Annotated in this window: 22 protein-coding genes and 1 pseudogene; 22 read left to right on the forward strand and 1 reads right to left on the reverse strand. The window is 68.5% G+C overall.

Annotation, left to right across the window (positions count from 1 at the left end):
- Nucleotides 1–4 precede the first annotated feature (4 nt).
- The 13 genes and pseudogenes from LG324_RS03300 to LG324_RS03360 all read left to right on the forward strand — a co-directional run bounded on the left by LG324_RS03300 (nt 5) and on the right by LG324_RS03360 (nt 11,818).
- Complete coding sequence (locus LG324_RS03300) at nt 5–826, forward strand: hypothetical protein (RefSeq protein ID WP_404351735.1); 822 nt, start codon at nt 5–7, stop codon at nt 824–826.
- Complete coding sequence (locus LG324_RS03305) at nt 823–2,424, forward strand: CpaF family protein (protein WP_404351737.1); 1,602 nt, start codon at nt 823–825, stop codon at nt 2,422–2,424. The genes LG324_RS03300 and LG324_RS03305 overlap by 4 nt, the downstream gene beginning before the upstream one ends.
- Nucleotides 2,421–3,287, forward strand: coding sequence for a type II secretion system F family protein (locus LG324_RS03310; protein ID WP_404351739.1), 867 nt, complete (start codon nt 2,421–2,423; stop codon nt 3,285–3,287). The genes LG324_RS03305 and LG324_RS03310 overlap by 4 nt, the downstream gene beginning before the upstream one ends.
- Nucleotides 3,284–4,189, forward strand: a complete 906-nt coding sequence (locus LG324_RS03315; protein ID WP_404351741.1) for a hypothetical protein — start codon at nt 3,284–3,286, stop codon at nt 4,187–4,189. The genes LG324_RS03310 and LG324_RS03315 overlap by 4 nt, the downstream gene beginning before the upstream one ends.
- A 35-nt stretch (nt 4,190–4,224) precedes the next feature.
- Complete coding sequence (locus LG324_RS03320) at nt 4,225–4,449, forward strand: hypothetical protein (protein WP_404351743.1); 225 nt, start codon at nt 4,225–4,227, stop codon at nt 4,447–4,449.
- Between the two features lie 100 nt (nt 4,450–4,549).
- Entirely contained in the window at nt 4,550–4,876 is a 327-nt protein-coding gene (locus tag LG324_RS03325) for a TadE/TadG family type IV pilus assembly protein (protein ID WP_404351745.1), read from the forward strand.
- Entirely contained in the window at nt 4,873–5,301 is a 429-nt protein-coding gene (locus LG324_RS03330; protein WP_404351747.1) for a TadE/TadG family type IV pilus assembly protein, read from the forward strand. Before LG324_RS03325 ends, LG324_RS03330 begins: the two co-directional genes overlap by 4 nt.
- Nucleotides 5,302–5,361: 60 nt before the next feature.
- A complete protein-coding gene (locus tag LG324_RS03335; protein ID WP_404351749.1) occupies nt 5,362–5,745 on the forward strand; it encodes a pilus assembly protein TadG-related protein in 384 nt (127 codons plus the stop codon).
- The gene (locus tag LG324_RS03340; RefSeq protein ID WP_404351751.1) at nt 5,742–8,978 is read left to right on the forward strand and encodes a hypothetical protein; all 3,237 of its coding nucleotides are present in this window, start codon (nt 5,742–5,744) and stop codon (nt 8,976–8,978) included. The genes LG324_RS03335 and LG324_RS03340 overlap by 4 nt, the downstream gene beginning before the upstream one ends.
- 229 nt (nt 8,979–9,207) lie before the next feature.
- Nucleotides 9,208–10,376: pseudogene (locus LG324_RS03345) on the forward strand (IS3 family transposase).
- A 54-nt stretch (nt 10,377–10,430) separates the two neighbouring features.
- Entirely contained in the window at nt 10,431–10,850 is a 420-nt protein-coding gene (locus tag LG324_RS03350) for a TIR domain-containing protein (RefSeq protein WP_404351754.1), read from the forward strand.
- Entirely contained in the window at nt 10,847–11,293 is a 447-nt protein-coding gene (locus LG324_RS03355) for an HIT family protein (protein ID WP_404351756.1), read from the forward strand. Before LG324_RS03350 ends, LG324_RS03355 begins: the two co-directional genes overlap by 4 nt.
- A gap of 6 nt (nt 11,294–11,299) precedes the next feature.
- Nucleotides 11,300–11,818, forward strand: coding sequence for a hypothetical protein (locus tag LG324_RS03360; RefSeq protein WP_404351758.1), 519 nt, complete (start codon nt 11,300–11,302; stop codon nt 11,816–11,818).
- Between the two features lie 450 nt (nt 11,819–12,268).
- Here the strand turns inward: LG324_RS03360 and LG324_RS03365 are convergent, their stop codons facing one another.
- On the reverse strand, nt 12,269–13,318 hold the full coding sequence (locus LG324_RS03365; protein WP_404351760.1) for a hypothetical protein: 1,050 nt from the start codon (nt 13,316–13,318) through the stop codon (nt 12,269–12,271).
- A 78-nt stretch (nt 13,319–13,396) separates the two neighbouring features.
- Between LG324_RS03365 and LG324_RS03370 the strand changes: the two genes are divergently transcribed.
- From LG324_RS03370 to LG324_RS03410, 9 genes are all read left to right on the forward strand, one after another.
- Nucleotides 13,397–16,693, forward strand: coding sequence for a helicase-related protein (locus tag LG324_RS03370; RefSeq protein WP_404351762.1), 3,297 nt, complete (start codon nt 13,397–13,399; stop codon nt 16,691–16,693).
- Complete coding sequence (locus LG324_RS03375) at nt 16,690–19,446, forward strand: class I SAM-dependent DNA methyltransferase (protein WP_404351763.1); 2,757 nt, start codon at nt 16,690–16,692, stop codon at nt 19,444–19,446. Before LG324_RS03370 ends, LG324_RS03375 begins: the two co-directional genes overlap by 4 nt.
- Nucleotides 19,436–20,518 carry a DUF3644 domain-containing protein gene (locus tag LG324_RS03380; RefSeq protein WP_404351765.1) on the forward strand — a complete coding sequence of 361 codons (1,083 nt, stop codon included), beginning with the start codon at nt 19,436–19,438 and terminating at the stop codon, nt 20,516–20,518. The genes LG324_RS03375 and LG324_RS03380 overlap by 11 nt, the downstream gene beginning before the upstream one ends.
- A gap of 810 nt (nt 20,519–21,328) precedes the next feature.
- Nucleotides 21,329–22,141: a hypothetical protein gene (locus tag LG324_RS03385; RefSeq protein ID WP_404351767.1), complete on the forward strand. Its 813-nt coding sequence runs from the start codon at nt 21,329–21,331 to the stop codon at nt 22,139–22,141.
- A 44-nt stretch (nt 22,142–22,185) separates the two neighbouring features.
- Nucleotides 22,186–22,380 (forward strand): hypothetical protein, encoded by a 195-nt coding sequence (locus LG324_RS03390; protein ID WP_404351769.1) that lies wholly within the window; start codon nt 22,186–22,188, stop codon nt 22,378–22,380.
- Nucleotides 22,381–22,898: 518 nt separating this feature from the next.
- Nucleotides 22,899–23,213, forward strand: a complete 315-nt coding sequence (locus LG324_RS03395; RefSeq protein ID WP_404351772.1) for a hypothetical protein — start codon at nt 22,899–22,901, stop codon at nt 23,211–23,213.
- Nucleotides 23,210–23,500, forward strand: coding sequence for a hypothetical protein (locus LG324_RS03400; protein ID WP_404351774.1), 291 nt, complete (start codon nt 23,210–23,212; stop codon nt 23,498–23,500). Before LG324_RS03395 ends, LG324_RS03400 begins: the two co-directional genes overlap by 4 nt.
- Complete coding sequence (locus LG324_RS03405) at nt 23,500–24,315, forward strand: hypothetical protein (RefSeq protein ID WP_404351777.1); 816 nt, start codon at nt 23,500–23,502, stop codon at nt 24,313–24,315. Before LG324_RS03400 ends, LG324_RS03405 begins: the two co-directional genes overlap by 1 nt.
- Before the next feature lie 2 nt (nt 24,316–24,317).
- The gene (locus tag LG324_RS03410; RefSeq protein WP_404351779.1) at nt 24,318–25,718 is read left to right on the forward strand and encodes a hypothetical protein; all 1,401 of its coding nucleotides are present in this window, start codon (nt 24,318–24,320) and stop codon (nt 25,716–25,718) included.
- Nucleotides 25,719–25,732: the final 14 nt, after the last annotated feature.

Below are 25,732 nucleotides of genomic sequence, written 5' to 3' on the forward strand. Positions count from 1 at the left end.
CCTGATGAGCCTGATCGTGTTGTGCTCGGCGGCCGGGTCGCCCGGAGTGACAACGACGTGTCTGGGTCTGGCGTTGGGCTGGCACCGGCCGGCGTTGCTCGTCGAGGCCGACCCGACCGGCGGGTCGGCGATCGCCGCGGGCTACCTGCGCGGAGCCATCATCCCGCCGGAGGCGATGATCGACCTGGCACTGGCCGAGCAGTCCGGCGGTGTGCTCGAGGTGCTGCCGCAGGTGTCCCAGCCGCTGCCCGACTCGCAGGCATCGTGGGTGCCGGGCACCCGATCGCACGAACAGGCCCGCACGCTGCTGTCCCTGTGGGAGCCGCTGACGCCGGTGCTGCGGTCGCTGCACGCGACCGGGCAGGACGTCCTCCTGGACGCGGGGCGCCTCGGGCTGTACGGCTCTCCTGAGCCGCTGATCTACGGCTCCGACCTGACTTTGCTGGTCACCCGGACGGACATGGTGTCCCTGGCGGCGGCACGCTCGTGGGCGGAGACCTTGAGGGAGCGGTTCGCCCGTACGGGAGGGTCGTCCGCTCTCGGGGTGCTGCTGCTGGGGGAGGGCCGCCCGTTCCGGGCCGGGGAGGTCGCCAAGGTCTTGCAGGTGCCCGTCCTGGGATCAGTGGCGTGGGACCCGGCGGCCGCCGAGGTCCTCTCCGCCGGGGCCCAGCCCCCGAAGGCGAACCTGCGGGCTCGCCTGACCGGCCGGGCCGGCTGGCAGGACTCGGCCCTGCTGCGCAGCTACCGCGGGGTGCGGGGGGCGATCGCGGGGCAGCTACGCGAGATCGACCAACAGCTGTCCGTCACCGGGGGAGGGGCGCGATGAGCACCGAGGAGATCTACGACCGCACCGACGGCTCTGACCCTGCCGGCCTGCCGGTGCTGCTGTCCGCGCCGGCGGTGCGGCCTGGCCGTCAGCGGGGAGCCTTCTCCATGACAGCCCACACGAGCCTGCCCCGCCCTGCCGCCCTGGACCGGCTCCGCAAACGCCAGGACGCCCCCTCACCGACCTGGGAACCTGTCGACCTCAAGGCCGCCGACGCCGTGGTCGATTGGTCCCAGGTCGCGATGTTCCGCACGATGGTGGCCACCCGGCTGGCCGGCGCCCTCGGCGGCTCCTGGAGCGGCGGGGACAGCGATGGTGAGCGGCCTGGTGCAGGTGCGAGCCGAGCCGAGCAGCAGGCACTCGGGCTGGACCTGATCGAGGAGGTGCTGCGCGAGCACAGCGCAGACGTCGCCGCGGCCGGGGAGCAGTCCTGGACACCGGCCGAGCGGACCGCGACCCGACAGGCCGTCTTCGACGCGGTCTTCCGGCTGGGGAGACTGCAGCCCTTGGTGGACGACGACCGGGTGGAGAACATCTTCCTGCTGGGACACGACCAGGTCCTGCTCGAGCTCACCGACGGCTCCCGCGTGCCCGGTGCCAGGGTCGCCGACAGCGACGAAGAGCTCATCGACTTCCTGCGGTTCCTGGCCAACCGCAGCGAGTCCAACCCGCGCCCGTTCTCGGAGTCTCACCCTCGCCTGCACATGAAGCTCGACGGCGGTGCGCGGATGGCGGCGACGGCCTGGGTGACCTCCCGGCCCAACGTCGTGATCCGCCGGCACCGGCTCAAGGTGGACGACCTGAGCGGGTGGGTCGAGCGCGAGGGGCTGTCACCGGCGTGCGCCAACCTCCTGGCCGCAGCCATCCGTGCCGCGTGGAGCGTCACCGTGGCCGGCCCGATGGGCGCCGGCAAGACCACGCTGGTGCGTGCGTTGTGCGCCGAGATCCCCCGGGAGGAAGCGATCGGCACCTTCGAGACCGAGCACGAGCTGTTCCTGGGAGAGACCGGCAACCACGACATCGTCCTGGACTGGGAGGCCCGCCCCGGTGTCGGCGAGGTCGGGCTGAACGGGCGGGCCGCCGGCGCGTTCGAGCTCTCGGACGCCCTGACCGACTCCTTCCGCTTCAACCTGTCCCGTCAGATCGTCGGTGAGGTCCGTGGCCCGGAGGCGTGGACGATGATCAAGGCGATGGAGTCCGGGACGGGATCCCTGTCGACAACGCACGCCGCGAACGCCGGGGCGTGCGTGCGCAAGCTGGTCACCTGTGCCATGGAGGACGGGGCGCACGTCACCCGCGACCTGGCGGTGGAGAAGCTGGCGGGCTGTCTGGATCTGATCGTCCAGCTCGGCAAGAGAGTGGAGACCCTCGCCGATGGGACCCAGGTCCTGCGCCGGTGGGTCAGTGAGGTCGTGCTGGTCGAGCCGGGAGAGCGAGAGATCGGCTACAGCCTGACCCACCTGTTCGGGCCCAGCAGCTCCGGCCCCGCACGCGCGACCGGGAACCTGCCACCCCGGGTCAGCGAGCAGCTGGCGGAGCACGGCTTCGACGCGCGCCTGTTCATGGCCGAGGCCGACCGCGGGGGGTGGACCCCGTGACCACCCTCTTGCCGATCATGCTCGGCGCCGCCATCGTTCTTGGCCTGGTCGGGGCCGCGATGGCGTTGCGCCCCCACACACCCCGGCCGCGTGCCGAGCGAACCCCCTCCAAGCTCGGCACGCGGCTGGCCTCCCTCCCCAGGCGCACCCGCATCACCCTGGGCGCAGCCGTCGCAGCCGGCCTTCTTGTGGCCCTGGTCACCGGCTGGGTGGTCGCCGTGGTGGTCCTGCCGGTGGCCGCGCTGGTCCTGCCCTACCTGCTCTCGGCTCCGCCAGCGGCGGCGCAGATCCGCCGGGTCGAGGCGATGGAGGAGTGGACCCGGTCCCTGGCCGGGGTCCTGGGGGCCGGCATCGGTCTGGAGCAGGCGCTGACGGCGACGCTGCGCTCAACCCCGGAGCCGATCAAACCTGAGGTCGCCACGCTGGTGGCCCGGCTGCGGGCCCGCTGGGACACCGAGGAGGCCCTGCGGGCCTTCGCCGAGGACCTCGACGACGTCACCGGCGACCTGGTCGCGGCCAACCTCATCCTCGCCGCCCGGCGCCGCAACCGCTCCTTGGCCAGCGCCCTCCAGGGCGTGGCCGAGTCCGTCGCCGAGGACGTGGCCTCCCGCCGCAAGATCGAGGCCGGCCGGGCCAAGCCGCGCGGCAGCGCCCGACTGGTCACCCTCTTCTCCCTGGGGGTGCTGGTCGTCCTGGCCTTCACCGGTGACTACGTCGAGCCGTATACGACCCCGATCGGCGAGGTCGTCCTGGTGTTCCTGCTGCTGGCCTACGCGGGGGCACTGTTCTGGATGCGGAAGATGGCTGAGGGCAAGCCGCTGCCCCGTTTCCTCGGCGCTCACGCCAAGGCGGAGGCGCGATGACCACCCTGCAGATCTCCCTCGCCCTGGGCCTGGTCGTCGGCCTCGGCGTCGCCGGCATCGCCTACGCCCTGGTCCCTGTCCAGCCAGACCTGGGTGACGTGCTCGCTCGCCTCTCCCCGCCCGCACGTCGGCGCTCCGGAGCGCCCACCGCCTCGGTCGACCCCGACATCGAGGAACGGCTCGGGCTGTGGGCGGAGCGGACCCTACCGACCCGACTGCTGGGGGTCCCACCGGCCCGCGACCTGGCGGTGGTGCGCAAGACACGGGCGCAGTTCTACGGCAAGAAGGTCCTCTACGGGCTGCTCGGGATGGTCCTGCCCACCGCCGTGACGGGGTTCTTCGCCCTCATCGGCCTGCGCATCCCGTTCGTGGTCCCCGTCGGGGCGACCCTCCTGCTCTCGACCGTGCTGTTCATGACTCCCTCCCGCGACATCGGCCAGGAAGCCAAGAGGGCCCGCACCGAAAGCGCACGCGCCCTGAGCGCCTTCATCGAACTGTGCGCGCTGGAACGCAACTCCGGCGCCGGGACCGTGGTCTCGCTCAGCAACGCCGCCGAGGTCGGGGACTCGTGGATCTTCCGCCGGATCAGCGAGGAGCTTGCCCGTTCGCGCTACAACGGACAGCCACCCTGGGACTGCCTGGAGCAGCTCTCCGAGGACCTCGGGCTGCCCGAGCTGGCCGAGATCGCCGACACGATGCGCCTGGCCAACGACGAAGGCTCCCAGGTGTACCGGCAGCTGCGCGCCCGCAGCGCCTCGGTGCGCAGCGCCCTGCTCAGCGCAGAGCTCGCCGAGGCCGGGCAGGTCGAGGAACGCATGTACCTCCCCGGCTCGCTGCTCGGTGTCATCTTCCTGGCGCTGCTCATGGCGCCGCCGCTGCTACGGCTGCTCAGCGCGAGCTGACCGCGAACACCGACACCCACCGAAAGGACACCATCATGGACAGCAAGCCAACCGCGAGGACCGCATACCTCGTCGCCGCCCTGCACACCGCCGGTGTGCGTCTGCGCGAGCGGCTCACACCCACGCACGCCCAGCGCGACGAGCGCGGAGCCTCCACCCTCGAGATCGTCTTCTGGGCGGTGGCCCTGCTGCTCCTGGCCGGCATCGTGTACGCCGCCCTGACCGCCTACATCAACGGCAAGATCCCCGGAATCCGCTGACGCGATGTCACACCGCCGCTCGATGCCCTCGCGCGCTGACCGACCCGGTCGCGCGGGAGAGCACGAACGCGGCGTCGCGACAGTCCAGATCGTCGTGCTCATGCCGACACTGTTCACGCTGCTGTTTCTCGGGGTTCAGGCCGCGATGCTCTCCCACGGGCGGACCGTCGCGATCGCCGCGGCGCAGGAGGGTGCCCGAGCGGCCGCTGCGCAGAACGGGACGACGGTCTCCGGCCGCGCTGCGGCGACAGCGTTCGTCGCCGCCGCCGGTGGGGACGGCGTCCTGAAGGGAGTGCGCGTCACGGCGCAACGCACTGCGTCCTCCGCCACCATCACCGTGACCGCGACGACCATGTCCGTGGTCCCGGGATGGACTCCCAGGGTCACGCAGAGCGCGTCCGCCCCGACCGAACGGATCACGCGATGAAGGGCAACGCTGCGCGCCGGGAGCGCGGCGCTGCGGTGATCGAGGTCGTCATCCTGGTCCCCGCGCTCGGGCTGATCCTCGGCCTCATCGTCGCCGGCGGCCGGGTCGCCCTGGCCCACCAGGCGGTCGAGGCCGCGGCCGCCGAAGGGGCCCGCGCCGCCTCGATCGCTCGGACCCAAGCAGCCGCAGGGTCCTCCGCGCAGGCTGCGGCACAGAGCAGCCTGCAGGCCCAGAGCACCAGGTGCCTGACCACGAGTACGAAAGTCGACACCTCTGGCTTCGCCCGGCCCGTCGGGACACCGGCGTCGGTGCAGGCCACCGTCACCTGCCGGCTGGACCTGGCCGGGCTCCTGCCTGGGCTGCCCGGAGCGATGAACATCACCGCGTCCGTCGCCTCGCCGTTGGACACCTACCGAGAGCGGTGAACGACGATGTGCGATGAGCAGCGGCACCGGGTCGCCGAGCGTGGATCGGTCACCGTGTGGATGATCACGACCGCGCTCAGCCTGGTGCTCATGGTCGGCTTGGCCGTCGACCTCTCCGGTCGGGTCCTGGCCAAGCAGCGCGCCCAGGACCTGGCCTCCGAAGCGGCCCGGGCCGGCGGCCAACAGCTCCAAGGCGCTGCGGCGGTGCGAGGGGAGGCCGCTGAGCTGAACCCGTCGGCCGCGGTGGCGGCGGCTAACACCTACCTGTCCAGCGTGCCCGAGGTCAGCGGCTCCAGCCGGGTCCGCGGCGGCACCACCGTCGTGGCCGACACCCAGATCGTCTACACCACCAAGTTCCTCTCGATCATCGGAGTGCGCCAGCTGCGTGTCACCGGGCGCGCCGAGGTCGAGGTCAACCGCGCCGTCAACGGGAGCCGACAGTGATCCGACAACGACTCCTTGGGCTGGCAGCCACCGGGCTGCTCCTGGGCATCCTCCTCGGGCTTCCCCTCGCCCTGCTCGCCGTCGGCGCCGACCCCGTCCCGTCGTCCGTCCCGAGCGTGAGCCAGGTCCTCGCTGCGCTGACTAGCCCCGACGACGGCACCCTGTTCCTGCAGGCAGTGACGCTCGTCGGCTGGGTGGCCTGGGCGCTCCTGGCCCTGAGCATCGTGTTCGAGCTCACCGGTCGCGTCCGAGGGGTGCGAGCACCCCACCTCCCCGGCCTCGCCCTCCCCCAAGGAGCAGCCCAACAGCTCGTCACGGCAGCAGCCCTGCTGTTCGTCGTGGGCTCGACCAGCCTGTCCACCGCCGACACCGCGCAAGCAGACGTCCCAGCCGCCGCACCGAGCGCAACCGCGACAACGCCCACCGCGGCCAGCGCCGGGCCACACACGACGACACCACCACGCAGCCAGAGCCCCACATCCTCGGCAACGCGCCTCTACACGGTGATGGAAGGGGACTCCCTCTCCGGCATCGCGCAGCGTGAGCTGGGGGACCTGGAGCGCTGGCCGGAGATCTACGCGCTCTCCAAGGACACCGCCCAGCCCGGCGGGGTCCGGCTGAGCGACCCGGACCAGATCGACGTCGGCTGGACTCTCACCCTGCCCGCGGTCGCTGAACCTCGCGCCGGCACCACGCGCCTCTACACGGTGATGGAAGGGGACTCCCTCTCCGGCATCGCGCAGCGCGAGCTGGGGGACCTGGAGCGCTGGCCGGAGATCTACGAGCTCTCCAAGGACACCGAGCAGCCTGGCGGGGTCCGGCTGAGCGACCCGAACCAGATCGCCGTCGGCTGGACCCTCACCCTGCCCTCGGTCGCCGAACCTCGGCCCGCCACGACAGGCACACCCCGTGCCAGCGGCCGCGAGACGGCGTCCCGGCCCGCGCCGCACGCGGCGCCGGAGACCACCACCGCGAGCGGCTCCTCGCCGACCACTGCTCCCACCCAGCCCTCGGTGAGGCCGAGTCAGGCGCCGGACCCGTCGATCTCAGCGCCGGCAGAGGAACTCCAGGACGACGCGTCCGACGCGACGCCCGTCTGGGTCCTGGCCGGGCTCAGTGGATCTGGGACGCTCCTGGCAGGGTCGATGCTCCTGCTGCTGCGCCGCCGGCGTAGGGCACAGTTCCGTCACCGCCGGCCGGGCCACACCATGACCGCCCCCGGACAGGTTCTGGGGCCGGTGGAGAAGACGGTCGTCACCATCGGCGCGACCAGCGCCCCCACCGTGGAGTACATGGACACCGTGCTGAGGCGCCTGGCCTCCTCGTGCGCGGCGACGAACCGGCCCCTACCCGAGCTCGCCGCGGTCGAGCTGACCGACACCGCGGTCGTCCTGCACCTGAGCAACCCTTCCTCCCTGGACGAGCCATGGACCGGGACCGTCGATGGCTACCACTGGAGGCTGCCGGCCGACACCGCCGTCGAGCTCGTCAGACCCGACACCACGGACCAGCCCGCGCCCTACCCGCTCCTGGTGACGATCGGCTCAGGCGACGACAACGAGCTGTGGCTGCTCAACGTCGAGGACCTCAACGTCTCCATCACCGGAGACCCCACCTACGGCGAGGACTTCGCCCGGTACCTGGCCGCCGAGATCGCGTGCAACCCCTGGTCCGCCGGCGTCGACGTCGCCTGCGTCGGCGTTGCCACCGAGCTCGCCCCGCTCAACCCGGACCGCATCCGCGCCTACGACCCCACCGACCGCTCCCACGACCCGATCGCCGAGATGCTCGCCGACAGCGTCCACACCATCGACCGCGCCCGCGACGTCGGCACCGACGCCGCCACCGCACGTGCTCACCAGGCCGGCGCCGACACCTGGCCGGCCCGGCTGCTGCTCGTCGACGCCGTCAACGACAACCCCGCCCTGGACCAGCTCGTCGAGGTCGTCACAGCCCACGCCGGGCACACCGCCACCTCGGTGGTCCTGCGCGGTCACCGCAACAACGCCCCCGGCACCGTCCTGGAGATCTCCGCCGACGGCAGGCTCAGGCTGCCCGCCGCGGGTCTGGACCTGATGGCCGTCGGACTCACCTCTGACGAGGCGCAGGGGTGCGCCGCGCTCCTGGCAGCCAGCGAGAGCGTCGACGAGGTCCCGGTCCCGGTCGACCAGAGCGCCACCCAGGGATGGCAGGCCCTGGCCGACGAGGCCGGAGCCCTGCGGGCGGAGCACGCCCTGCCGCGCACCGACCCCGCCGGACCCCACGAGCCCAGCCGGAGCCTGCTCGAGGCCGACGACGAGACCTACCTGGCCGTCGCCGCCACCACCAGCACCGACCTGCAGACCCTCGCACCGCGCGTCCCGGAGACCACCCGCACCCAGGTTGAGGACGCCGACCCCACCCTCGATGAGGACCTGGCGATGTGGTTCCACCAGGACTGTGCCCTGCCCCGGCTCTACCTCCTCGGCCCGGTCCGTGCCACAACCCGCGGCAAGCCGCTGACCAAGCGCAAGCCCTACCTGACCGAGATGCTGGCGTTCATCGCGCTGCGCCGTCACGGAGCAACCTCGGCCGAGGTCGCACAGACCTTCTCCATCACCAAGGCCAAGGCCCGCGATTACGTCAACACCATCCGTGACTGGCTCGGGATCAACCCCCGCACCGGCCAGCCCCACCTGCCCGACGCCCGGCTGGCCCCGGCCGCCGCGATCCGCGACACCCCCGTCTACCAGGTGCTGGACCTACTCACCGACGCCGACCTCTTCCGCCGGCTGCGGGTGCGCGGCACCGCCCGCGGCGGAGCGGCCGGTGTGGAGGACCTCAAGCGAGCCCTCAGCCTCGTCGGCGGGCGGCCCTTCGACTACCCCCTCGAGCGTGAGGCAGGGGGAGGTTGGGCCTGGCTTCTGGAGGGCGACCGACCCGACGAGCAGCTGCTCGTCGGGATCGTCGACGTCGCACACGTGGTGACCGTGCACGCCCTGGCCGCGGGCGACCTCAGCGGAGCCCGGCTGGCTGCCGAGACCGCGATCGCCGTCGCCCCGCACGAGGAGATCGCCCGGCTGGACATGGCCGCCGTCGCCGCCGCGGAAGGCAACGCGGCCGAGGCCCAGCGCATCGTGCGCGACGAGGTCTGCAACCGCACCGACGACGAAGGCGTACCACCCGAGCTCGCCGCACGCACCACGGAGATCCTGGCCGGCCACCAAGGCTGGCGTCAGCCCCGCGCGAGTTGAGGGGTCCCGTCCACACATGACAGATCAGGTGCGCCGGAAGTTCCGGGCCTACCGGCACCAGGTGGCCATGTCGTAGGTCGAGACGCGCTCCAGACTGCGTTCACCTCGAGCGGCCCCTCAAGTTTGGGGTTTGGTCACAGCTTGCGAGCAGAGCCCGGGGGGGACTGCTGAAGGTTCGGTTGACACCTGATCTGTGGGGCCGAGGAGGTCCCGCTGGGAGGATGTCGACATGCCTGCACCCCATCCAAAGGAGTTCCGTGAGGACGTGGTCGCGGTCGCCCGCAAGGGCGAGACCCCGATCGCGCAACTGGCCAGGGACTTCGGGATCTCCGAGTCGTGTTTGAGGAACTGGCTCAGGGCCGCTGACGTCGAGGACGGGATCCGTCCTGGCGTCACGCGGGCCGACTCCGAGGAGCTGCGAGACCTCAAGCGACGCAACCGGGCGCTGGAGCAGGAGAACGAGGTGCTGCGCCGAGCGGCCGCGTACCTGTCCCAGGCGAACCTGAAGCTGGGCCAGTCCCCAAAATGACCTTCCCGCTGGTCCTGGACCTTGCCGCCGACGGCATCCCCGTCGCGGTGACCTGCGGGCTGCTGGGCTTCTCCCGGCAGGCGTTCTACTCCTGGCGGGCGGTCCCGGTCTCCGAGCGGGACCTGGTCGACGCGTACGCGACCAACGCCGCCTTCGAGGTGCACGCCGAGGAGCCGGGGTTCGGGTACCGGTTCATCGCCGACGAGCTCGCCGACGCCGGGCACGAGGTCTCCGAGCGGCGGGTGTGGAAGGTCTGCTCGCAGGCTGGGATCGTCTCCGCGCACGCGAGGAAGCGGGGCCGGTCCAAGAAGCCGGGCCCGCCGGTGCACGACGACCTCGTCGAGCGGGACTTCACCGCACCCGGCCCGAACATGCTGTGGCTCACCGACATCACCGAGCACCCCACCGGCGAGGGCACGCTGTACCTGTGCGCGGTCAAAGACGTCTGGTCCCGCCGGATCGTCGGCTACTCGATTGACTCCCACAGGACCCGGCACCTCGCGGTTGACGCCTTGGAGATGGCGGTGGCCCGCCGAGGCCGCGCACGAGTCACCGGGTGCGTGGTCCACGCGGACAGGGGCTCTCAGTTCCGCTCCCGGACCTACGTCGCCGCCCTCGGCCAACATCACCTGAAGGGGTCGATGGGCCGTGTCGCCTCCTCGGCGGACAATGCCGCGATGGAGAGCTTCTTCTCCCTGCTCCAGAAGAACGTCCTGAACAGCCGCCGCTGGCAGACCCGTGACCAGCTGCGCCTGGCGATCGTCACCTGGGTCGAGCGCACCTACCACCGCCGGCGCCGGCAACGCGCCCTCGGCAAGCTCACCCCGGTCGAGTTTGAGACCATCAACCATGCCGCTCACGCGGCCTGAAACACCACACCGGAAGTGTCAACCAGACCTTCAGCAGTCCCGCAGATCTTGCGCATGGGCGCCATCGCCGGTCAGGAGATCCTGCCCGCCCAGAACTGGGAGGCGGTGAAGAAGCAGGGTGATGCAGCGGTACATCAGTGGATCGACAAGGAGATGGCCCGAAAGGCCGCGGTCGTCGTCCTCATCGGTTCTGAGACCGCCAGTCGCAAGTTCGTCAAGTACGAGATCCGCAAGGCGTGGGACACGCGTAAGCCGCTCCTCGGGATTCGCATTCATGGCCTGCTTGACTCGAACCAGCGTCCTTCGACTGCGGGAACGAACCCGTTCTCACTGTTCGGGTTTTCCGACAGCACCAAGACGTTCGCGGACTTCGTTCCCGTATTCACGCCGTCCGGGCAGGACAGCAAGCAGGTCTATGCGAGCATCGAGGCGAACCTCGACAGCTGGATTGCGAAGGGTTACAAGAGGCCATGACAGATGACGCCACCCTTGAGACAGCGCCGCAAGACTGTTGCCCTTTCTGCGCGATCGTTCGCGGTGAGTCAGCAGCGCGGCTCGTCCTCGACACCAACGAGGTGCTGGTGTTTTTCCCCCGTGAGCCAGCCGTGGTCGGTCACGTCCTAGTTGTGCCCAAGCGGCACATCGGGAACGTGTGGGACCTTGACTCTGCAACGGGCGCACTGCTCACTGAAGCCACTTTGCGCGTCGCCCATGGACTACGTGCAGCGCTTCGACCGGATGGCCTGAACGTGATCCAGTCCAACGGCGAGGCCGCCACGCAGACCGTTCAGCATCTGCACATCCACCTTGTCCCGCGCTGGTACGACGATCCGATCGGGGACTTCTGGCCTGCGGGAAGCCCTTGGACGGAAGCGGAACTGGACCGTGCGCAACAACGAATCACCGAGAAGCTGTGAGCCTCTATGCCCTATGACCTCGCCAGCGACCAGGACCGCGAAGACCGCCGCAAGCACCTCGACATCATTCAGGCGGTCGTGGCGCGGCAGGCCGCTTCATCGGCAGCGACCAAAGGCTGGGCCATCACGCTGGCGGCCGCGATTTTCGGCGTCGCGTTGGTGCGGGAGAACGCACTGCTCATCGTCCTCGGCGTCGTGGCAGTGGTTGCTCTGTCGATAGCGGACGGCATGTACTTGCACAACGAGCGGTGTTTTCGAGACCTATATGACGCTGTGGCGCGCAACGAAGTCGAGTCGTTCTCAATGGATCTCGCCGTGATCCGGAACCTCCGGTTGCGCAACAAGTCCTACTTCTCGTGGTCCGTCACGTCGATCTATGCGCCGCTGATCGTCGCAGGGATCCTGCTCTTCGGAATTGCCCTGGTTACGGGTGGCGATGAGCCGACTTCTGCGCAGGACGGTCCACGCAGCAAGGCAACAAATTCGTGGTGCGAACCGGTCGGACCTGATCACGGTCGGCGCTGACCCTCAGGGCCGAGCTTCGGCGCCAAACACCGACTCGTTCGTCCGGGGCGACATTGGATCGGTTGGGAGGGACGTCGCGTCCAGTCCCCTTGCTGGCCGAGGCGGTCAAGACTTCTCCGGTTTCGGCCGGCGCCAACAGTGACTCGCTCACCTCCAGCGGGGTTGGCGTTTGGACCGCCGGCTGCGGCTTGGTCGCGCCAAAACGCGAGAGATAACGGACGCTGGCAACAGTTGGCGGCATTTGGCAGCGGCTGCGACCTCCAGGCGGCGCTTGGGCGCACCTTGCCTTCGCCGTTCCCGGTCCGATGGCAAGCCCTTGCTGCGCTCGGCGAACGAAGCTTCTCGGCACAACCCCCGCGGCGTCGTAGTTACGTGGCGCGCCCCACGCCCTCACCCATCAGAGTCGCGGCTCTACGTCGCTGGCCCGATAAGAGAGTCCGTGGCCTCTCCCTACGGTCGCGCTTGTTCAAGGATCGCGAAAGTGTCGTAGCCATCGAGAACCATGTAATGCCGGACATGGCGGAAGTCAGAAGCCAGGCTACGCAGCATGCTCACTACTTCTGGCTTCACTTCATGACAGTGCTGAACCACCAAGACTTCGGCCGGGGTGCTTGCCAAACGCTGTAGCTGATCGCCGTTCTTACCGAGCATACCGATTGTCATTGGCCGAGCCAACGTGCCTCCCGCAGGTCCCTTCAGCAGAAACGCCGCCGTGTAGGACCGCCCCGCCACCCGCAGCCGCGCAGTCCAGAGGTCACTTTGCTCCCCACCCCAGTCCTTAGGAACGACCGGCTCGCCGAGCACAAATGCCAGAGTCCGCTTCACCTCCGCCTCAGGGATGGCTCGCATGACCTCCAAGTCCTCAACGCGAGGAGCCCGGGCAAAGTCCACGCTCCTAAATTGTTCGACTTCATCGGGAGCGAAACGCTGCCCGCCGCCAGGTCGGTCCAGCCGATCCACCCAGCCGCCCACCTCACTGAGGAGTCGAGCTCCAATGGCTACAGGCCGAAGCTCGATGTCACCAGGTAGGCACCCCGCCACCTGCGCGAGCATGTATTGGGTTCGAACGCCGGACAGTTCACTGTTCGCTGTCGAGCAAGTCAGCCGGCTGGGATCGAATGTGCCGTGGACCGCCGCGGCGCCATGGCTGGTTTCGATGACACTGTGAAACGAGCTGCGCAGATCGGTCTCACCCTGGTCAACCCGTCGCCTCTCCGAGGCAACCTCGCTCCAATGAAACGGCAGTTCACACCAGACCAGAACTCCCGGGTGGCACTGCTCGGTGGCTATCGCCATATCGAGAGCTTGGACCGGGTGCACCGCCAACCACTTCTCTAGCTCTCTTGTGTAGGCGTCCGCGTTGCCCGACATGATTCTCTGCCGAGCCCGGCGGACGATGCGGCTACGAGCCGCGTCGTCGAACAACGCATCAAGCATCCCCACATGCAGGAACCACGCATAGAGGGACTGCGACTCGGCCGGGAAACGTCGCAATCTCATGGGCAAAGCGTGCCCGAAACCACTGACACTGGAGTACCGCCCCCAGGTGGGGTCAGAGGGGTAGGGCAGGATCGAGACGTGCCAACGATCTTCGATAACCTCACTGCCGAGAGCCAGCTGGGGATAGCCCTGCGCCAGCACTTCAGCGACTCCTACTCGAGCGTCGACGTCGCGACCGGGTATCTCGACCTGCGGGGATGGTCTCACCTTGGGGATGTCATCGAGGGCAAGGAGCATGAGACGGGTACCGCGGCAGTGGCCCGGGTGCTTGTGGGCATGGTGGCGCCGTCGGACTCTCAGGCGATCTTGGACTCGCTCCAGTCCGAGCTCTCCGAGGACGGTCCAGGAGCATCGATCCACGACAGCAGCAAGGCCTTGGAGCAGAAGGAGCGCTTGGTCCGGCATCTGCGCACCCAGCTGATGCGTGGGCTGCCTACCAAGAGCGACCAGGAGACGCTGCGGCTGATGAAGCGCCAGCTGGAGTCTGGTCGCGTCCAGATCCGCGTATTCACCCGGCGCCCACTGCATGGCAAGACCTACATCTTGCGGGGCGGCGCCGGGCCGGTTCCGCTCTGGTCCTACGTCGGCTCCTCCAACTTCACCGGCGCCGGCCTATTCAACAACCTCGAACTGAACATCGACGTCGCGGAGCAGGACGCGAACGCCAAGCTCGCCAAATGGTTCGAGGACCGCTGGAACGACAAGTACTCCCTGGTCATCACCAAGGAGATCATCGAGCTGATTGAAGAGTCCTGGTCAGGGGAGCAACAGGCCACTCCGTTCGAGGTGTACCTGAAGGTCTGCCACGCGCTGTCCCAGGACGCGCGTGACGGGCTCGGCTACGTGCTGCCCAAGTCCATGCAGGACCTGCTGCTGGACTACCAAGTCACTGCTGTACGCACCCTCGCGCGTCGCATCGTGCGGCGGGGCGGCACGATGCTCGGCGACGTCGTCGGCCTGGGTAAGACCCTCACCGCCGTGGCGACCGCACTAATGTTGCAGGCCGCCGAGGACTACAGCGCGCTGGTCCTCTGCCCGAAGAACCTCGAGACAATGTGGCAGGAACACCTTGAGGCTTACGGGGTTGAAGGCGCCAAGGTCGTTCCCTACTCGATGGCCGACAAGGTCCTTCCCGACCTCAAGCTGTTCAAGCTCGTCATTTGCGACGAGTCACACAACCTGCGCAACGACACAACTAAAGCACATGAGGCTATCCGCGACTACGTTCGCCGCAACTCCAGCAAGGTCCTGCTGCTGACGGCCACGCCCTATAACCTTGCGTTCGCTGACGTCGCCAACCAGCTCGCGCTGTACATCGACGAGGACGATGACCTAGGGATCGTTCCCTCCGCAGCCATGGCGAAGGACCCCACCCTGGGGGACAAGGTCGACGGCAAGACGAACACTCTGGATGCGTTCAAGAGGTCCGAGGAAGCCGACGACTGGCGCCGCCTCATGTCCGACCACTTGGTCCGTCGAACCCGCAGCTTCATCAAGAAGTCCGCACGGAAGAGAACCGTCACCCTGGCCGACGGGACGACTCAGATGCGCGAGTATCTGCAGTTTGCCGACGGGACCGAGTTCTTCTTCCCCACCCGCATCCCGCACCCCCTGACACATGCCTTCGGCGACGACGACCCAGCGTCGAAAATGGAGGACGACACCACGCTGGATGCCATCGCCCGGCTTACCCTTCCGCGCTACCGGTTGTCCGACTACGAAGACCCCCGCGCATCCAAGACGGCCGAGGACAGGAAGTACCTCGACGACATCCGCTCCGGCCGCGGCAACGTCAGCGGGTTCGTCCGCGTCGGGCTCTTCAAGCGCCTCTCATCCTCGGGCCACTCCTTCATCCTTTCCCTGCAGCGGCAGCGTGCCCGCAACGAGCTGTTCATCTATGCCATCGACAACAAGCTCCAGGTCCCGCTGGGCAGCTTCACCGATCGTCAAATCACCGTGAGTGACGAAGACCTGGAGAGCGATGAGCCTCTGGGTGGATCGTTGGCGAGCCGGTACCAGGAGCTGCGCGACAGCGCGCCGGCCAAGACGAAGTGGCTCAACTCGACCGTCTTCAAGAGCACCCTGCGGCACGACCTGGTCAAGGACAACGAGCTCATCGGCACCCTTCTGACCCGCTTCGGCGCGTGGGACTCAACCCGGGATAGCAAGGTCAACGCGCTGGTCGATCTCCTGCGTGGCGAGCATGAGGGCAAGAAGGTTCTCGTCTTCAGCGAGTACAAGGACACCGCCTCTTACGTCGCCGCCGCCTTGGAGGAGGCGGGCATCGACAACGTCGGCCGGGCGACCGGGGATTCCACCGACCCTTCCGACGTCGCCCGACGGTTCAGCCCTCGGTCCAACCGCCTCCCGGGCCACAGCGTGGAGGACGTCAAGGAGCCCGAAGACCCGATCGACGTCCTGATCGCCACCGACGTCCTCTCCGAAGGACAGAACCTCCAGGACAGCCACGTCATCGTCAACTACGACCTTCCTTGGGCGATCATCCGGCTCATCCAGCGCGCCGGCCGCGTCGACCGCGTTGGTCAGGAGTCAGACACGGTTCACGTGTACCTCATCACCCACGACAAGGTCGAGCAGCAGATTCACCTTCGCCGCCGCATCCGTGCTCGGCTCACCGCCGCGGCCGAGGCCTTCGGCTCCGATGAGCAGTTCTTCGGCACGGACGACGAGATCAAGCTCCTGCACGACTTCTACGACGGGCGCTTGTCCGATGACGATGACGACGGCGAGGGTGAAGCCGACGCCGTGAGCGAGGCCTGGCTCGCTTGGAGCAACGCCCAGGACAGCAACCCCCTGGTCACCAAGCGGGTTCTCAGCCTCCCGGACCTCATCCACTCAACCCGCGACCGGTACGCGCGCGAGTCCGCCGGTGGCGTCGCCTGTTTCGTGCGTACCGAGTCCGGCATCGACGCCTTCGCGATGAGCGACTCCTACGGCTCCGAACGCCTCCTCACCCCCGCTGAGGCGCTGCGTGTCTTCGAGGCCGAACCCACCACACCCACAGCGCCACTTCGCGACGACCACTTTGACCTTGAAGCACAGCTCGTACGAGGCCCTCTGACCGTCGAGGCCAGGGCCGCCGGCAACCTGCGCGGGGTTCGCAAGCGCATCTGGGAAAGATTCGGTGGCACCTTCTACGCCGAGCAGGCCGAGGACGCGCTCAACGCCCTGCATGAGCGCCCGCTGACTACGCACGCCACGAACCAGCTGTCCATTGCCTTGCGGAACAAGTACGCCGACCAGGACGTCCTCGATCTGCTTGACCGTCTGCACCGCGAAGACCGCCTCGTCATCGGCTCTAGCGATTCCGACGAGCTGCGCATCGTCTGCTCGATTGGAGTGACCGACACGTGAGCCAGAACCTTCTCCCAAAGGTCGACCGCGGCGACTTCCAGGAGGTCTTCATCGAGGACCTCAACTGGCTCGCACCAGACGTCAAGCAGACGGTGAGCGTGACCAATGACGAAGGAAGCAAGATCAGCGCCCGAAACGTCGCCTCCTACAAGGGCCTCCGGGTCTGGGTCTGCGAAGAACGACCGGGCTCCGCACTCGAGGCCGAGCTCGATCGTCTGATCGCGAAGACCAGCACTGACCGGCTGGTCATCTTCGACGGTGATCAGGAGCAGGTCTGGCGATGGCCCGTGCGGCGAGCCAAGGACGGGTCCGTCACCTCGCGTCTGACCAGCCACCGCCACAAGAAGGGCGACGCCGACCCCAAGTTCGCGGCCCGCCTGGAAATCATCCGTATGCCCTTCGACGTCGTCCTCGACGCGAACGCCGTCCTGAGCAAGGTCAGACATGCCTTCGACACAGAGGCTCAGAACGAGTCCAAGCGTGCCTCGAAGCTCATGGCGAACATGTACGGGGCAGTCGAGAAGGCATACCCAGCCTCCACGGACCCCAAGAGGCGCGATCACGAGATCTCGGTGACCCTTGCCCGGATCCTGTTCCTCATGTTCGGCGACGACACCGAGATGTGGCAGACCGACGCCTTCCGCAACGTCATCCAGCACGAGACACGACCCGACGGCTCCGACCTTGCCCGCGTGCTCAACGACCTCTTCACATTCCTCGATACGCCCCGGCCCAAGGAGGTGCCGACCGGATTCGAAGGGTTCAAGTACGTGAACGGTGGAATTTTCGACGAGAAGATCAACCTGCCGGCCCTGGGCAAGGACTTCCGCACGGCCATCCTCGACGCGTGCGCCGTCGACTGGTCGGGCATCAGCCCCGCCATTTTCGGCTCGATGTTCCAGTCGGTCCGCGACGCGGAGACGCGCCGCGCCCTCGGCGAGCACTACACATCAGAAGAGAACATCCTTAAGACGCTCAACCCGCTCTTCCTGGACGAGCTCCGGGATGAGCTGACGGCGGCCCTTGCCCGCGACACCACCCAGAAGAAGGTCAACGCCCTCAACAAGCTCTGGGACCGCCTCGGCGATGTCCGGTTCATGGACCCCGCGTGCGGATGCGGGAACTTCATAATTGTCGCCTACCGAGAGCTCCGCGCCATCGAGCTCCAAGTCATGGAAGCCCTTTACGACCTCCGCGATAAGCACCAGCTCTCGCTCGACGCGAAGTCCGACCTCAAAGTCACCCTGGACCACTTCTACGGTATCGAGATCGACGAGTGGCCGGCGCGCATCGCCGAGACCGCCATGTTCATGATGGACCGACAGTGCGACCTCAATCTGCAGGAGCGCTTCGGGCAAGCCCCTGAACGGCTACCTCTCCAGCGCGAAGCCACGATCACGATCTCGCCGTCCCTGGCCGTGGATTGGCCCTCACTGGTTGATGGCGGCGGCGAACTCTTCATTGCCGGCAACCCCCCGTTCCGCGGTGGCCTGAAACTCTCGCCGGACCAGGCCGCGGAGCGCTCCGCGCTGTACAACAGCATGCCGGAGGCCAACGGTCTACGCGTGGGACGCGTTGATTACGTGTGCGCCTGGTTCGCGAAGGGTGCCGAGGCCAGCCGCAGGACCGGAGCCCGTGTTGCATTTGTGGCGACGAACAGCATCACGCAGGGCGAGCAGGCCCGCGTCATGGGTCCGCTGATGACCCGGCTTGGCGCCTACATTCATTTCGCGTACCGCACCTTTGCCTGGGACTCGGACGCTCAAGGCAAGGCCGCTGTACACGTCGTCATCATCGGCTTCCGCTCAGTCCCAGCCCGTTCCGTAACCCTCTTCGCCGAGAACGGCGGTGGCCCACGTCAAGAGGTAGTGGCCAATTGGTGGCTGGCCCCTGCCCATCACGTCGAGATCCCACCTCGTCGGCACCCCTTCCTGTCGGGCCTCCCACGAATGACAGTCGGATCCCAGCCAACGGACGGCGCCGGCCTCCTAATCACACAGGAGGAGGTGCAGTCGTTTCGCGATGACCCCGTGGCCGCTCCCTTCGTCAAGCGCTACATGGGCGCCGAGGAACTGCTACATGACAAATGGAAGTGGTGCCTCTGGCTGACTTCGGCTTCAAACGGGGCACTGACTTCCCGACGGATCTCCGAACGTCTGGCGATCGTGTCTGCTGCCCGCGCAAAGTCGCCCACAAAGGCGTTCAGGGAGACACCGCCCCACCTGTTCACACACCGCAAGCACCCACGAGGGGCATACATCGCTCTTCCGCAGAACTCGACAGACTCGAGAACTTGGATCCCTGCCGAAGTCTTTGACGAGGGCACCGTCGCCTCCAATAAGGCAACCATTGTGTACCCCGCGGAGACGTGGCTGCTCGGGCTACTGCAATCGCAGATGTATCAAACATGGATCCGGACGGTCGGTGGTCGGCTAAAGTCCGACCCGACGATCACAGCCGACCTCGCCTATAACTCGTACCCCTGGCCGGACTTGGACGAGCCGGCTAGAGGTCGGTTGACGGTGGCTACCGAGCACCTGATTGCCGTGCGTTCGCCGCTGAGGGCGAGCCGCAGCCTGGCCGAGCTTTATGAACCGAGAAGTATGCCCGTCGAACTGGAGATGGCACATCGAAAGCTCGACGCCGTAGTCGATGAGCTCTACGGCCTTCGCCAACCGGACTCTGCGCAGCGTGAGGCGGCCCTGTTCGAGCGGTACAGGTACCACGCTGAGAGAGATCGCCGTGAAGCGTGAAGTGAGGCTGCTCAAGGACAAGGCCGTTGCCTCGCTCACCCTCAGCGTCGAGCACTTCAATCGTCCTTGGGACCTTGGCCGAGGCGATGCGGTGCTGATCCTGCTGGACCATGCCTTTGAGATGCTCCTCAAGGCTTCGATCCTTCACCGCGGCGGAAGGATCCGGGAGCCGCGCGAGAAGAACACCATCGGGTTCGACGCTTGCGTGCGCAGGGCTTTGTCAACGCCCGGAGTCCAGTTCCTCACAGATGAGCAGGCTCTTGTCCTACAGGCCATAAACGGCCTTCGAGACGCCGCTCAGCATCACCTGGTCGATCTCTCCGAGGCACAGCTCTACCTGCACGCCCAGGGCGGCGTGACCCTGTTCCGCGACGTCGTGGACGCCGTGTTCCAGGAGAAGCTGAGCGATCTCTTGCCCGCTAGGGTGTTGCCGATATCAACCCGAGCCATCACAGACCCCATGTTGATGTTCGAAGAGGAGTTGGAAGAGGTGCGCCAGCTTCTCGCCCCTGGCAGCCGCAGACAGGCTGAAGCCCAGGCGAAGTTGCGAGGTTTGGCAATCGTTGACGGAGCTATCCGGGGGGAACTTCTGCAGCCAGGTGAAGGGGACCTCCGCCAGCTCGTGAAGAAGGTTCGGTCGGGGCACGAGTTCGGCCAGATCTTTCAGGGCATCGCCTCCGTCACGTTCGTGACTGACGGTTCGGGCCCCAACGTGTCACTGAGGATTGCCAAGAACGAAGGGGTGCCGATCACGATCGTCCCCGAGGGCACCCCCGGGTCATCGGTCATCGCCGTCAGGCGCGTGGACGAACTGGGCTTTTACAACCTCGGTCACAACGATCTTGCCAAGAAGGTAGGCCTGACTCCGAACAAGACTTCGGCAGCTATCCGTCTGCTCAACCTCAAGTCGGACCCGGACTGCTACAAGGAGTTCAAGATCGGGGCGGTCAGGCACCAGAGATATTCGCAGAACGCGATCGGACGGATCCGCGCGCTCTTGGCCGAGAAGGGGGTCGACGCGATCTGGCAGGAGTATCGGCGGATCCAGCAAGAGGCCAAGCTTCGCTCATAGGCGCCTGGGCAACCCGTGGATCCGTCCATCACAAGCGGCCAGCGACACGCCCGAGATTCATAACATCAAATGGTTCTAGAATGGTCAGCCGCCCCGTTCTTGCAAGATTCGGTGCATCTTAGACAGGGAGATACACCGATCCCCGGCGGTTAACTGGGCGTTGTGATGCGGGCGCACAGTGGGCGAAGTGACTCAAGTCCACGTTGGGGTCGGATCGAGGCCTACGGTCCTAGCCCCTCGGGACGTGTCACTGAGATTCTCGCTGGCTAGGAGGGCTTGGCATCATCTCCGCGCCAGCTGACCGGCCCGGCCCTCATGCCGGCCGTATCAGGGTCGCCGAGGGAACCTGGGTGACCTGAACCGGGTGACCGGGGTCGTCGACGGCCACGTATGTCACCTGGCCGTACACCCCGTCAGGACCGCGCTCCCACCGCAGCAGCAGCCCGGGGGACTAACTCTCCTCATGCCCCTGGGGTGACCTGACCCAGACGTGGCGTCGACTCGGAGCCGCCAGCGGCGCGTCGCCCCCCCGCTCATGCCCGAGGGTGACCGGACGCTGACCCAGCGGCGTCCCCGGGCGTCGGGGCGGGTCAACGGGCACTCCGGCAGTATCGCCGCCGGCCCTGACGTCCCGTGCACCACGGCTGTGGGCAACACCTTGAGGGGATCTTTCGGGGGGATGCCTCTGACCTGCGCAAACAGGCGCAGCGGGCGGCGTCCCCCCGCCGTCCCCCCAGGTCGGGGGGGACGGGTGAGGGGATGACCCGTCACGACCTTTCTCGTGTGAGACCGCGACGAAAGGACATGGTGATGAGCGTCGCCACGCAGCTGGGACTGGGCAGCCTCGACGAGGACCTGCTGGTGCAGGCACGAGACCGGTGGCCCTCCTGGGGGCGGCAGTACCCGGCGCTGGCCGCTGTCGGTGACCTGAGCGACCTGCCCGGCTGGCTACCGGCTGCGGACCCCGCAGCGGCCGACGACGTCCTGCATGCCCTGGCCGTTCTGGCCAGCCCTCGCGGGGGTGACGACCTCGCCGCGGCCGGGACCTTGGCGTGGGTGCTGCTGCCCGGCGCGTGCGTCGTGGCCTACCGGCTGCGAACCCTGACCTCCCGCATCGACGAGCTCGTGGCCGCCCAGCTCTGGCTGGAGGTGCGGTCCTTCGCGTGGGAGCGGCGGCGCAAGGTGGCCGCGAACATCGTGATGAACACCCGGCGCGGGGTGCTTCGCGACCTCGAGGTGGGAGAGCACGGTCGTGAGGTCGACGCCACCTGGGCCCAGGCGGTCCCGGTGCAGCCCGATGCGGAGCTGTGGACGGCTCTGGAGGCTCAGCGCTACAGCGCTCCGACCAACAGGACCGTCGAGCTGGGCGAGCTGCTGGAGTGGGCGGTGCGGGCAGGGGTGGTCGAAAGGCGGGACCTGGACCTGCTGCACCGACTGTCCGTGGCCGCCTGCGCGGCCGACCCCAGCCAGAACCATCGCGGCCGCGGAGGGCTGTTCTCCCAGGCGGCCCGAGCCGCGGTGGCCGCCGACGTCGGAGGCTCCGAGGCGACCATCCGGCGGCGCGCGAGCGCGGCACTGGAGGCCATCGCCGCAGCCCGCGCCCAGATGGGAGCCGTCGCGTGACCCTTGAGCCGGCCCGCCCCGCTTCCGGGAGCGAGGTGATGATCGTGACGACCGACGAGGACCTGGCCCAGCTGGTGCGCGATGCGCGCGACGAGGGAGCCGCCGTCGCAGACCTGGGGGCGGCCGCTGCTCGGCTGCAGCGCGCGTGGGCCGCCCAGCGCCGGCTGGCCGCCCTGCCCGGGGAGCAGCTGCGCGAGGTGCTGCGGCTGCAGCGCGGATCCGTTCAGGACGCGACATGACCCAGACCCAGACCAGGACCCCGACCCGTCCGGTGTCCGTCAGCGAGCTGCAGCGCGCCTGGCGCGCGGTGCGCGAGGGAGAGTTCCGCTGCGACGGCCCTCGCCCGCGCCCTTGGGTCGCGGACCCGGATCCGGAGTGCACGTGGTCGCCGCCGGGGCCTGTCATCGCGATCCTCGGGTGCCATCCGCAGGCCGGCGTCTCGACCCTGGCCGTCGCGATGGCGACCGTCGCCGCACCGGCTCAGGTGATCGAGTGCGCTAGCGCTACCGCTACCGGGCTGGCCTGTGCCGCCACCGCCGAGTTGGGGACCACTGGCGGGTGGCGGATCGGGCGGCGTGGCCAGGTCCACCTCGCTCGGGCCTCGACGGCGCTGCTGACCCCGGCCGAGGTTCCGGTTCCTCCCGCTCTCGAGGATCCTCAGCGCCTCCTGGTCCTGGACATCGGGTGGGAGCTCGGTCAGCTCCTGGCCGGCCAGTCCTGGGTGAACCGGAGCGTCGCAGAGGCGGCGTCGGCGGTCGTGACCACCACCGCCACCACCCCGGGATTACGGCGACTGGAGAACGCCCTGACGATGCTCAGCCCGCTCGAGCCGGCCATCGCCGTCCGCGGGCCAGCGCGTCGACGCTGGCCACGCCATCTCCAGGCCGGCCTGGGTCCGCTGAGCACCCACGCGAGCCGCGCCGGGCGCCTGCAGTGCATCCCGACCGACAAGGACCTGGCCGAGCGGGGCCTGACCGGACAGGACCTCCCAGCACCGCTGCTACAGGCAGCGGCCCACCTCCTGGCACTGACCGCCCCGGAGCTCAACCTCATGGAAGGAACCACCCGATGAACATCCACACCCTCACCGCCCAGATCGCCCGGGTCTGCCCCCAGGCGCCGCCCGGCGCCCAGCGCTACGCCGACCAGCTCATGGGATACGTGCTCTGGGGCGTCGGCATCCTCTTCGTGCTCGGCATCGTCGTCAGCATCGGCGCGATCGTCGCTGGCCGGGTCTTCGGCCTGCCGCATGCCAGCAAGGCCGGTGTGGTCGGTGTGGCGCTGGTCTTCCTGGCTGTGCTGGCCTACCTCGTCGGCCCGGGCATCGTGAGCAGCATGCTCGGCGCTGGCTGCATCTGATGATCGGGTCGCGTACCGAGCCGGGGGACCCGTGGAGCCGGCGCGCTCTGCTGCGCACGCTGGCCGGTGTCCTGGTCGCGGCCCTCCTGGCCGTCTTCGGAGTCGCCTACGCCGTGTACGCCGCGGTGCGCGGCCCGCGCGAGGAGCCGGCCGCGAAGAACGGACCGCCGCCGACCTCCCTGCCCTCGGGAGCCCAGCGACGCGACGCCATCGCGGCCGCGCCGATGCTCACCGTCCCTCCATCGGCCGCGCGCGGCGGCACCCCGGCCAGTGACCCCGGACCGACCATCACGGTCCCGGCCCCCACCGAGCTGGGCGCGGCAGAGGTACCTACCGGCTTTCCCCGCACACCCGAAGGAGCGCTGGGCCAGCTCGCGGCCATCGAGAGCACCGTGCTGCAGGGCATGTCGGTACAGCGCGCCACTGGTGTGCACCAGGCATGGGCACAGCCTGGGACGCAACCGGCAGGGCAGTGGGAGTTGGTCCGGAGCATCCAGGCCTTCCACACCTCCCGGGCCGGCTCCGCAGCTGCCCCCCTGGTGTCGGCGACACCCGTGGCCGGTCAGGTCAAGGGTGTCGACGGCCCGGACTGGGTCCTGGCGTGCGTCCTGATGGATGTGCGTGCCCAGGTCGCCAGCACCGCCCGCATCGCCTACGGGCACTGCGAACGGATGCAGTGGCTGCAGGGGCGATGGGTGATCGGGGCCGGCCCCGCTCCGGCCCGCGCTCCGTCGACCTGGCCGGAGACGGCCATGGCCCATGAGGCCGGGTGGGCCACCTGGTCCAGCTCCGGACCCACCGACGGGGAGGGCTAGAGATGGACTGGTGGGAGGTCATCGACCCGTTCACGCACCTGGGGAACTCAGCCGCCTCGATCGTCGCCGACGGGTGGACCACCGGCATGCTCGGCCTGTGGAACGCCGGGCTGTGGCTGCTGAAGCTGGTGCTGGGCCTCGAGGACGCCTTCCTCACCCCTGACCTGAGCGCCCAAGGACCCATGCGCAGCGTCTACCCGTTGACGTTCTGGATCTCCGGAACGCTGGTCCTGCTCCTGATGATGCTGCAGCTCGGTGCCGCCGCCTTCCGCCGAGACGGGGACTCTTTGGCGCGGGTGGCCATCGGGGTCGCGCAGTACGTCATTCTCTGGGTCGCCTGGGTGGGGTACGCCGTCCTGCTCCTGGCCGCCGCCAGCGGACTGACTAAGGGACTGATGCAGGCCCTGCTGGGCGTGGACTCGATGCAGGCCTGGCAGCCGTGGAGCGGCTTCGACGCCGCGGACATCACCGACGGCACGATGGCCACCGTCCTGGGCATCCTCGGCATCTTCCTGGTCTTCGCGGCGATCGGGCACCTGCTGGTCATGCTCGCGCGGGGTGCGTCCCTGCTCGTGCTGTCCGCTACGGCGCCGATCTCCGCAGCCGGGCTGGTCTGGGAGGGCGGACGGTCCTGGTTCTGGAAGTCCTTCCGCTGGTTCCACGCCGCCGCGTTCACCCCGGTGGTGATGATGCTGATGCTCGGCCTCGGTGTGCAGATCACCTCCAGCATCGCGCTCGGCGCGGGCGACAGCGTCGAGAAGGCCATCGGGACCGCGGTGCCTGCCGTGATGCTGCTGCTGGTCGGATGCTTCGCCCCGTTGGCCTTGTTCAAGCTGCTGGCCTTCGTGGATCCGGGCACCTCCTCGGGTGCGGCGATGAGAGCCGGCCTGGCCGCCCAAGGAGGAATCAGCGGTCTGCTCGGGCAAGGCGGCTCCGCCGGGCAGTCCTCGGCGGCCGCCACCAGTGACGGCGCCGGGCGCAGCCAGGGCGAAGTGGGAGCCGAGGCCGCGACGACCTCCCGGGTCGCCTCGGCCGCAGGCCGGGTCCTGGGCCCCGTCGGCAACGCCCTCGGAGTGGTCGTGGGGGCCGGCACCGCAGCCGCGACCATGGGGGCCGACCTGACCAACCAGATGGGGATCGGGCACAACACCTACATCCCGGACTTCGGCGGCGCGCGGTCCAAGGGCGGCAACACCGGCGGCCCGAGCAGCGCCAACCAGAACAACCCCGAGATCAACGGCGCCGGCGCCCCGCCGCCGTCGCCCAGTCCTCCCACACCAGCTGCCGCAGGAGTGGGAGGGGCCGGCGCCCCGGGCGCGGCCGGCGCCGCAGCGGGCGGGGGTGCCGCCGCAGGGGGCGGCGCCGCCGCCGCTGCCGCAGCCGTACCGATCGTCCCCGTCTGAGAGAAGGACACGTC

The organism is Phycicoccus jejuensis, from assembly GCF_044797865.1.
In the GTDB taxonomy this organism is placed as follows: Bacteria; Actinomycetota; Actinomycetes; order Actinomycetales; family Dermatophilaceae; genus Phycicoccus; species Phycicoccus jejuensis.

Excerpts from the sequence above, each read along its gene's own strand:
- LG324_RS03300 (WP_404351735.1), top strand. The coding sequence starts at position 5 with ATGAGCCTGATCGTGTTGTGCTCGGCGGCCGGGTCGCCCGGAGTGACA.
- LG324_RS03305 (WP_404351737.1), top strand. The coding sequence starts at position 823 with ATGAGCACCGAGGAGATCTACGACCGCACCGACGGCTCTGACCCTGCC.
- LG324_RS03315 (WP_404351741.1), top strand. The coding sequence starts at position 3,284 with ATGACCACCCTGCAGATCTCCCTCGCCCTGGGCCTGGTCGTCGGCCTC.
- LG324_RS03320 (WP_404351743.1), top strand. The coding sequence starts at position 4,225 with ATGGACAGCAAGCCAACCGCGAGGACCGCATACCTCGTCGCCGCCCTG.
- LG324_RS03325 (WP_404351745.1), top strand. The coding sequence starts at position 4,550 with ATGCCGACACTGTTCACGCTGCTGTTTCTCGGGGTTCAGGCCGCGATG.
- LG324_RS03330 (WP_404351747.1), top strand. The coding sequence starts at position 4,873 with ATGAAGGGCAACGCTGCGCGCCGGGAGCGCGGCGCTGCGGTGATCGAG.
- LG324_RS03335 (WP_404351749.1), top strand. The coding sequence starts at position 5,362 with ATGATCACGACCGCGCTCAGCCTGGTGCTCATGGTCGGCTTGGCCGTC.
- LG324_RS03350 (WP_404351754.1), top strand. The coding sequence starts at position 10,431 with ATGGGCGCCATCGCCGGTCAGGAGATCCTGCCCGCCCAGAACTGGGAG.
- LG324_RS03355 (WP_404351756.1), top strand. The coding sequence starts at position 10,847 with ATGACAGATGACGCCACCCTTGAGACAGCGCCGCAAGACTGTTGCCCT.
- LG324_RS03360 (WP_404351758.1), top strand. The coding sequence starts at position 11,300 with ATGCCCTATGACCTCGCCAGCGACCAGGACCGCGAAGACCGCCGCAAG.
- LG324_RS03365 (WP_404351760.1), bottom strand. The coding sequence starts at position 13,318 with ATGAGATTGCGACGTTTCCCGGCCGAGTCGCAGTCCCTCTATGCGTGG.
- LG324_RS03385 (WP_404351767.1), top strand. The coding sequence starts at position 21,329 with ATGAGCGTCGCCACGCAGCTGGGACTGGGCAGCCTCGACGAGGACCTG.
- LG324_RS03400 (WP_404351774.1), top strand. The coding sequence starts at position 23,210 with ATGAACATCCACACCCTCACCGCCCAGATCGCCCGGGTCTGCCCCCAG.
- LG324_RS03405 (WP_404351777.1), top strand. The coding sequence starts at position 23,500 with ATGATCGGGTCGCGTACCGAGCCGGGGGACCCGTGGAGCCGGCGCGCT.
- LG324_RS03410 (WP_404351779.1), top strand. The coding sequence starts at position 24,318 with ATGGACTGGTGGGAGGTCATCGACCCGTTCACGCACCTGGGGAACTCA.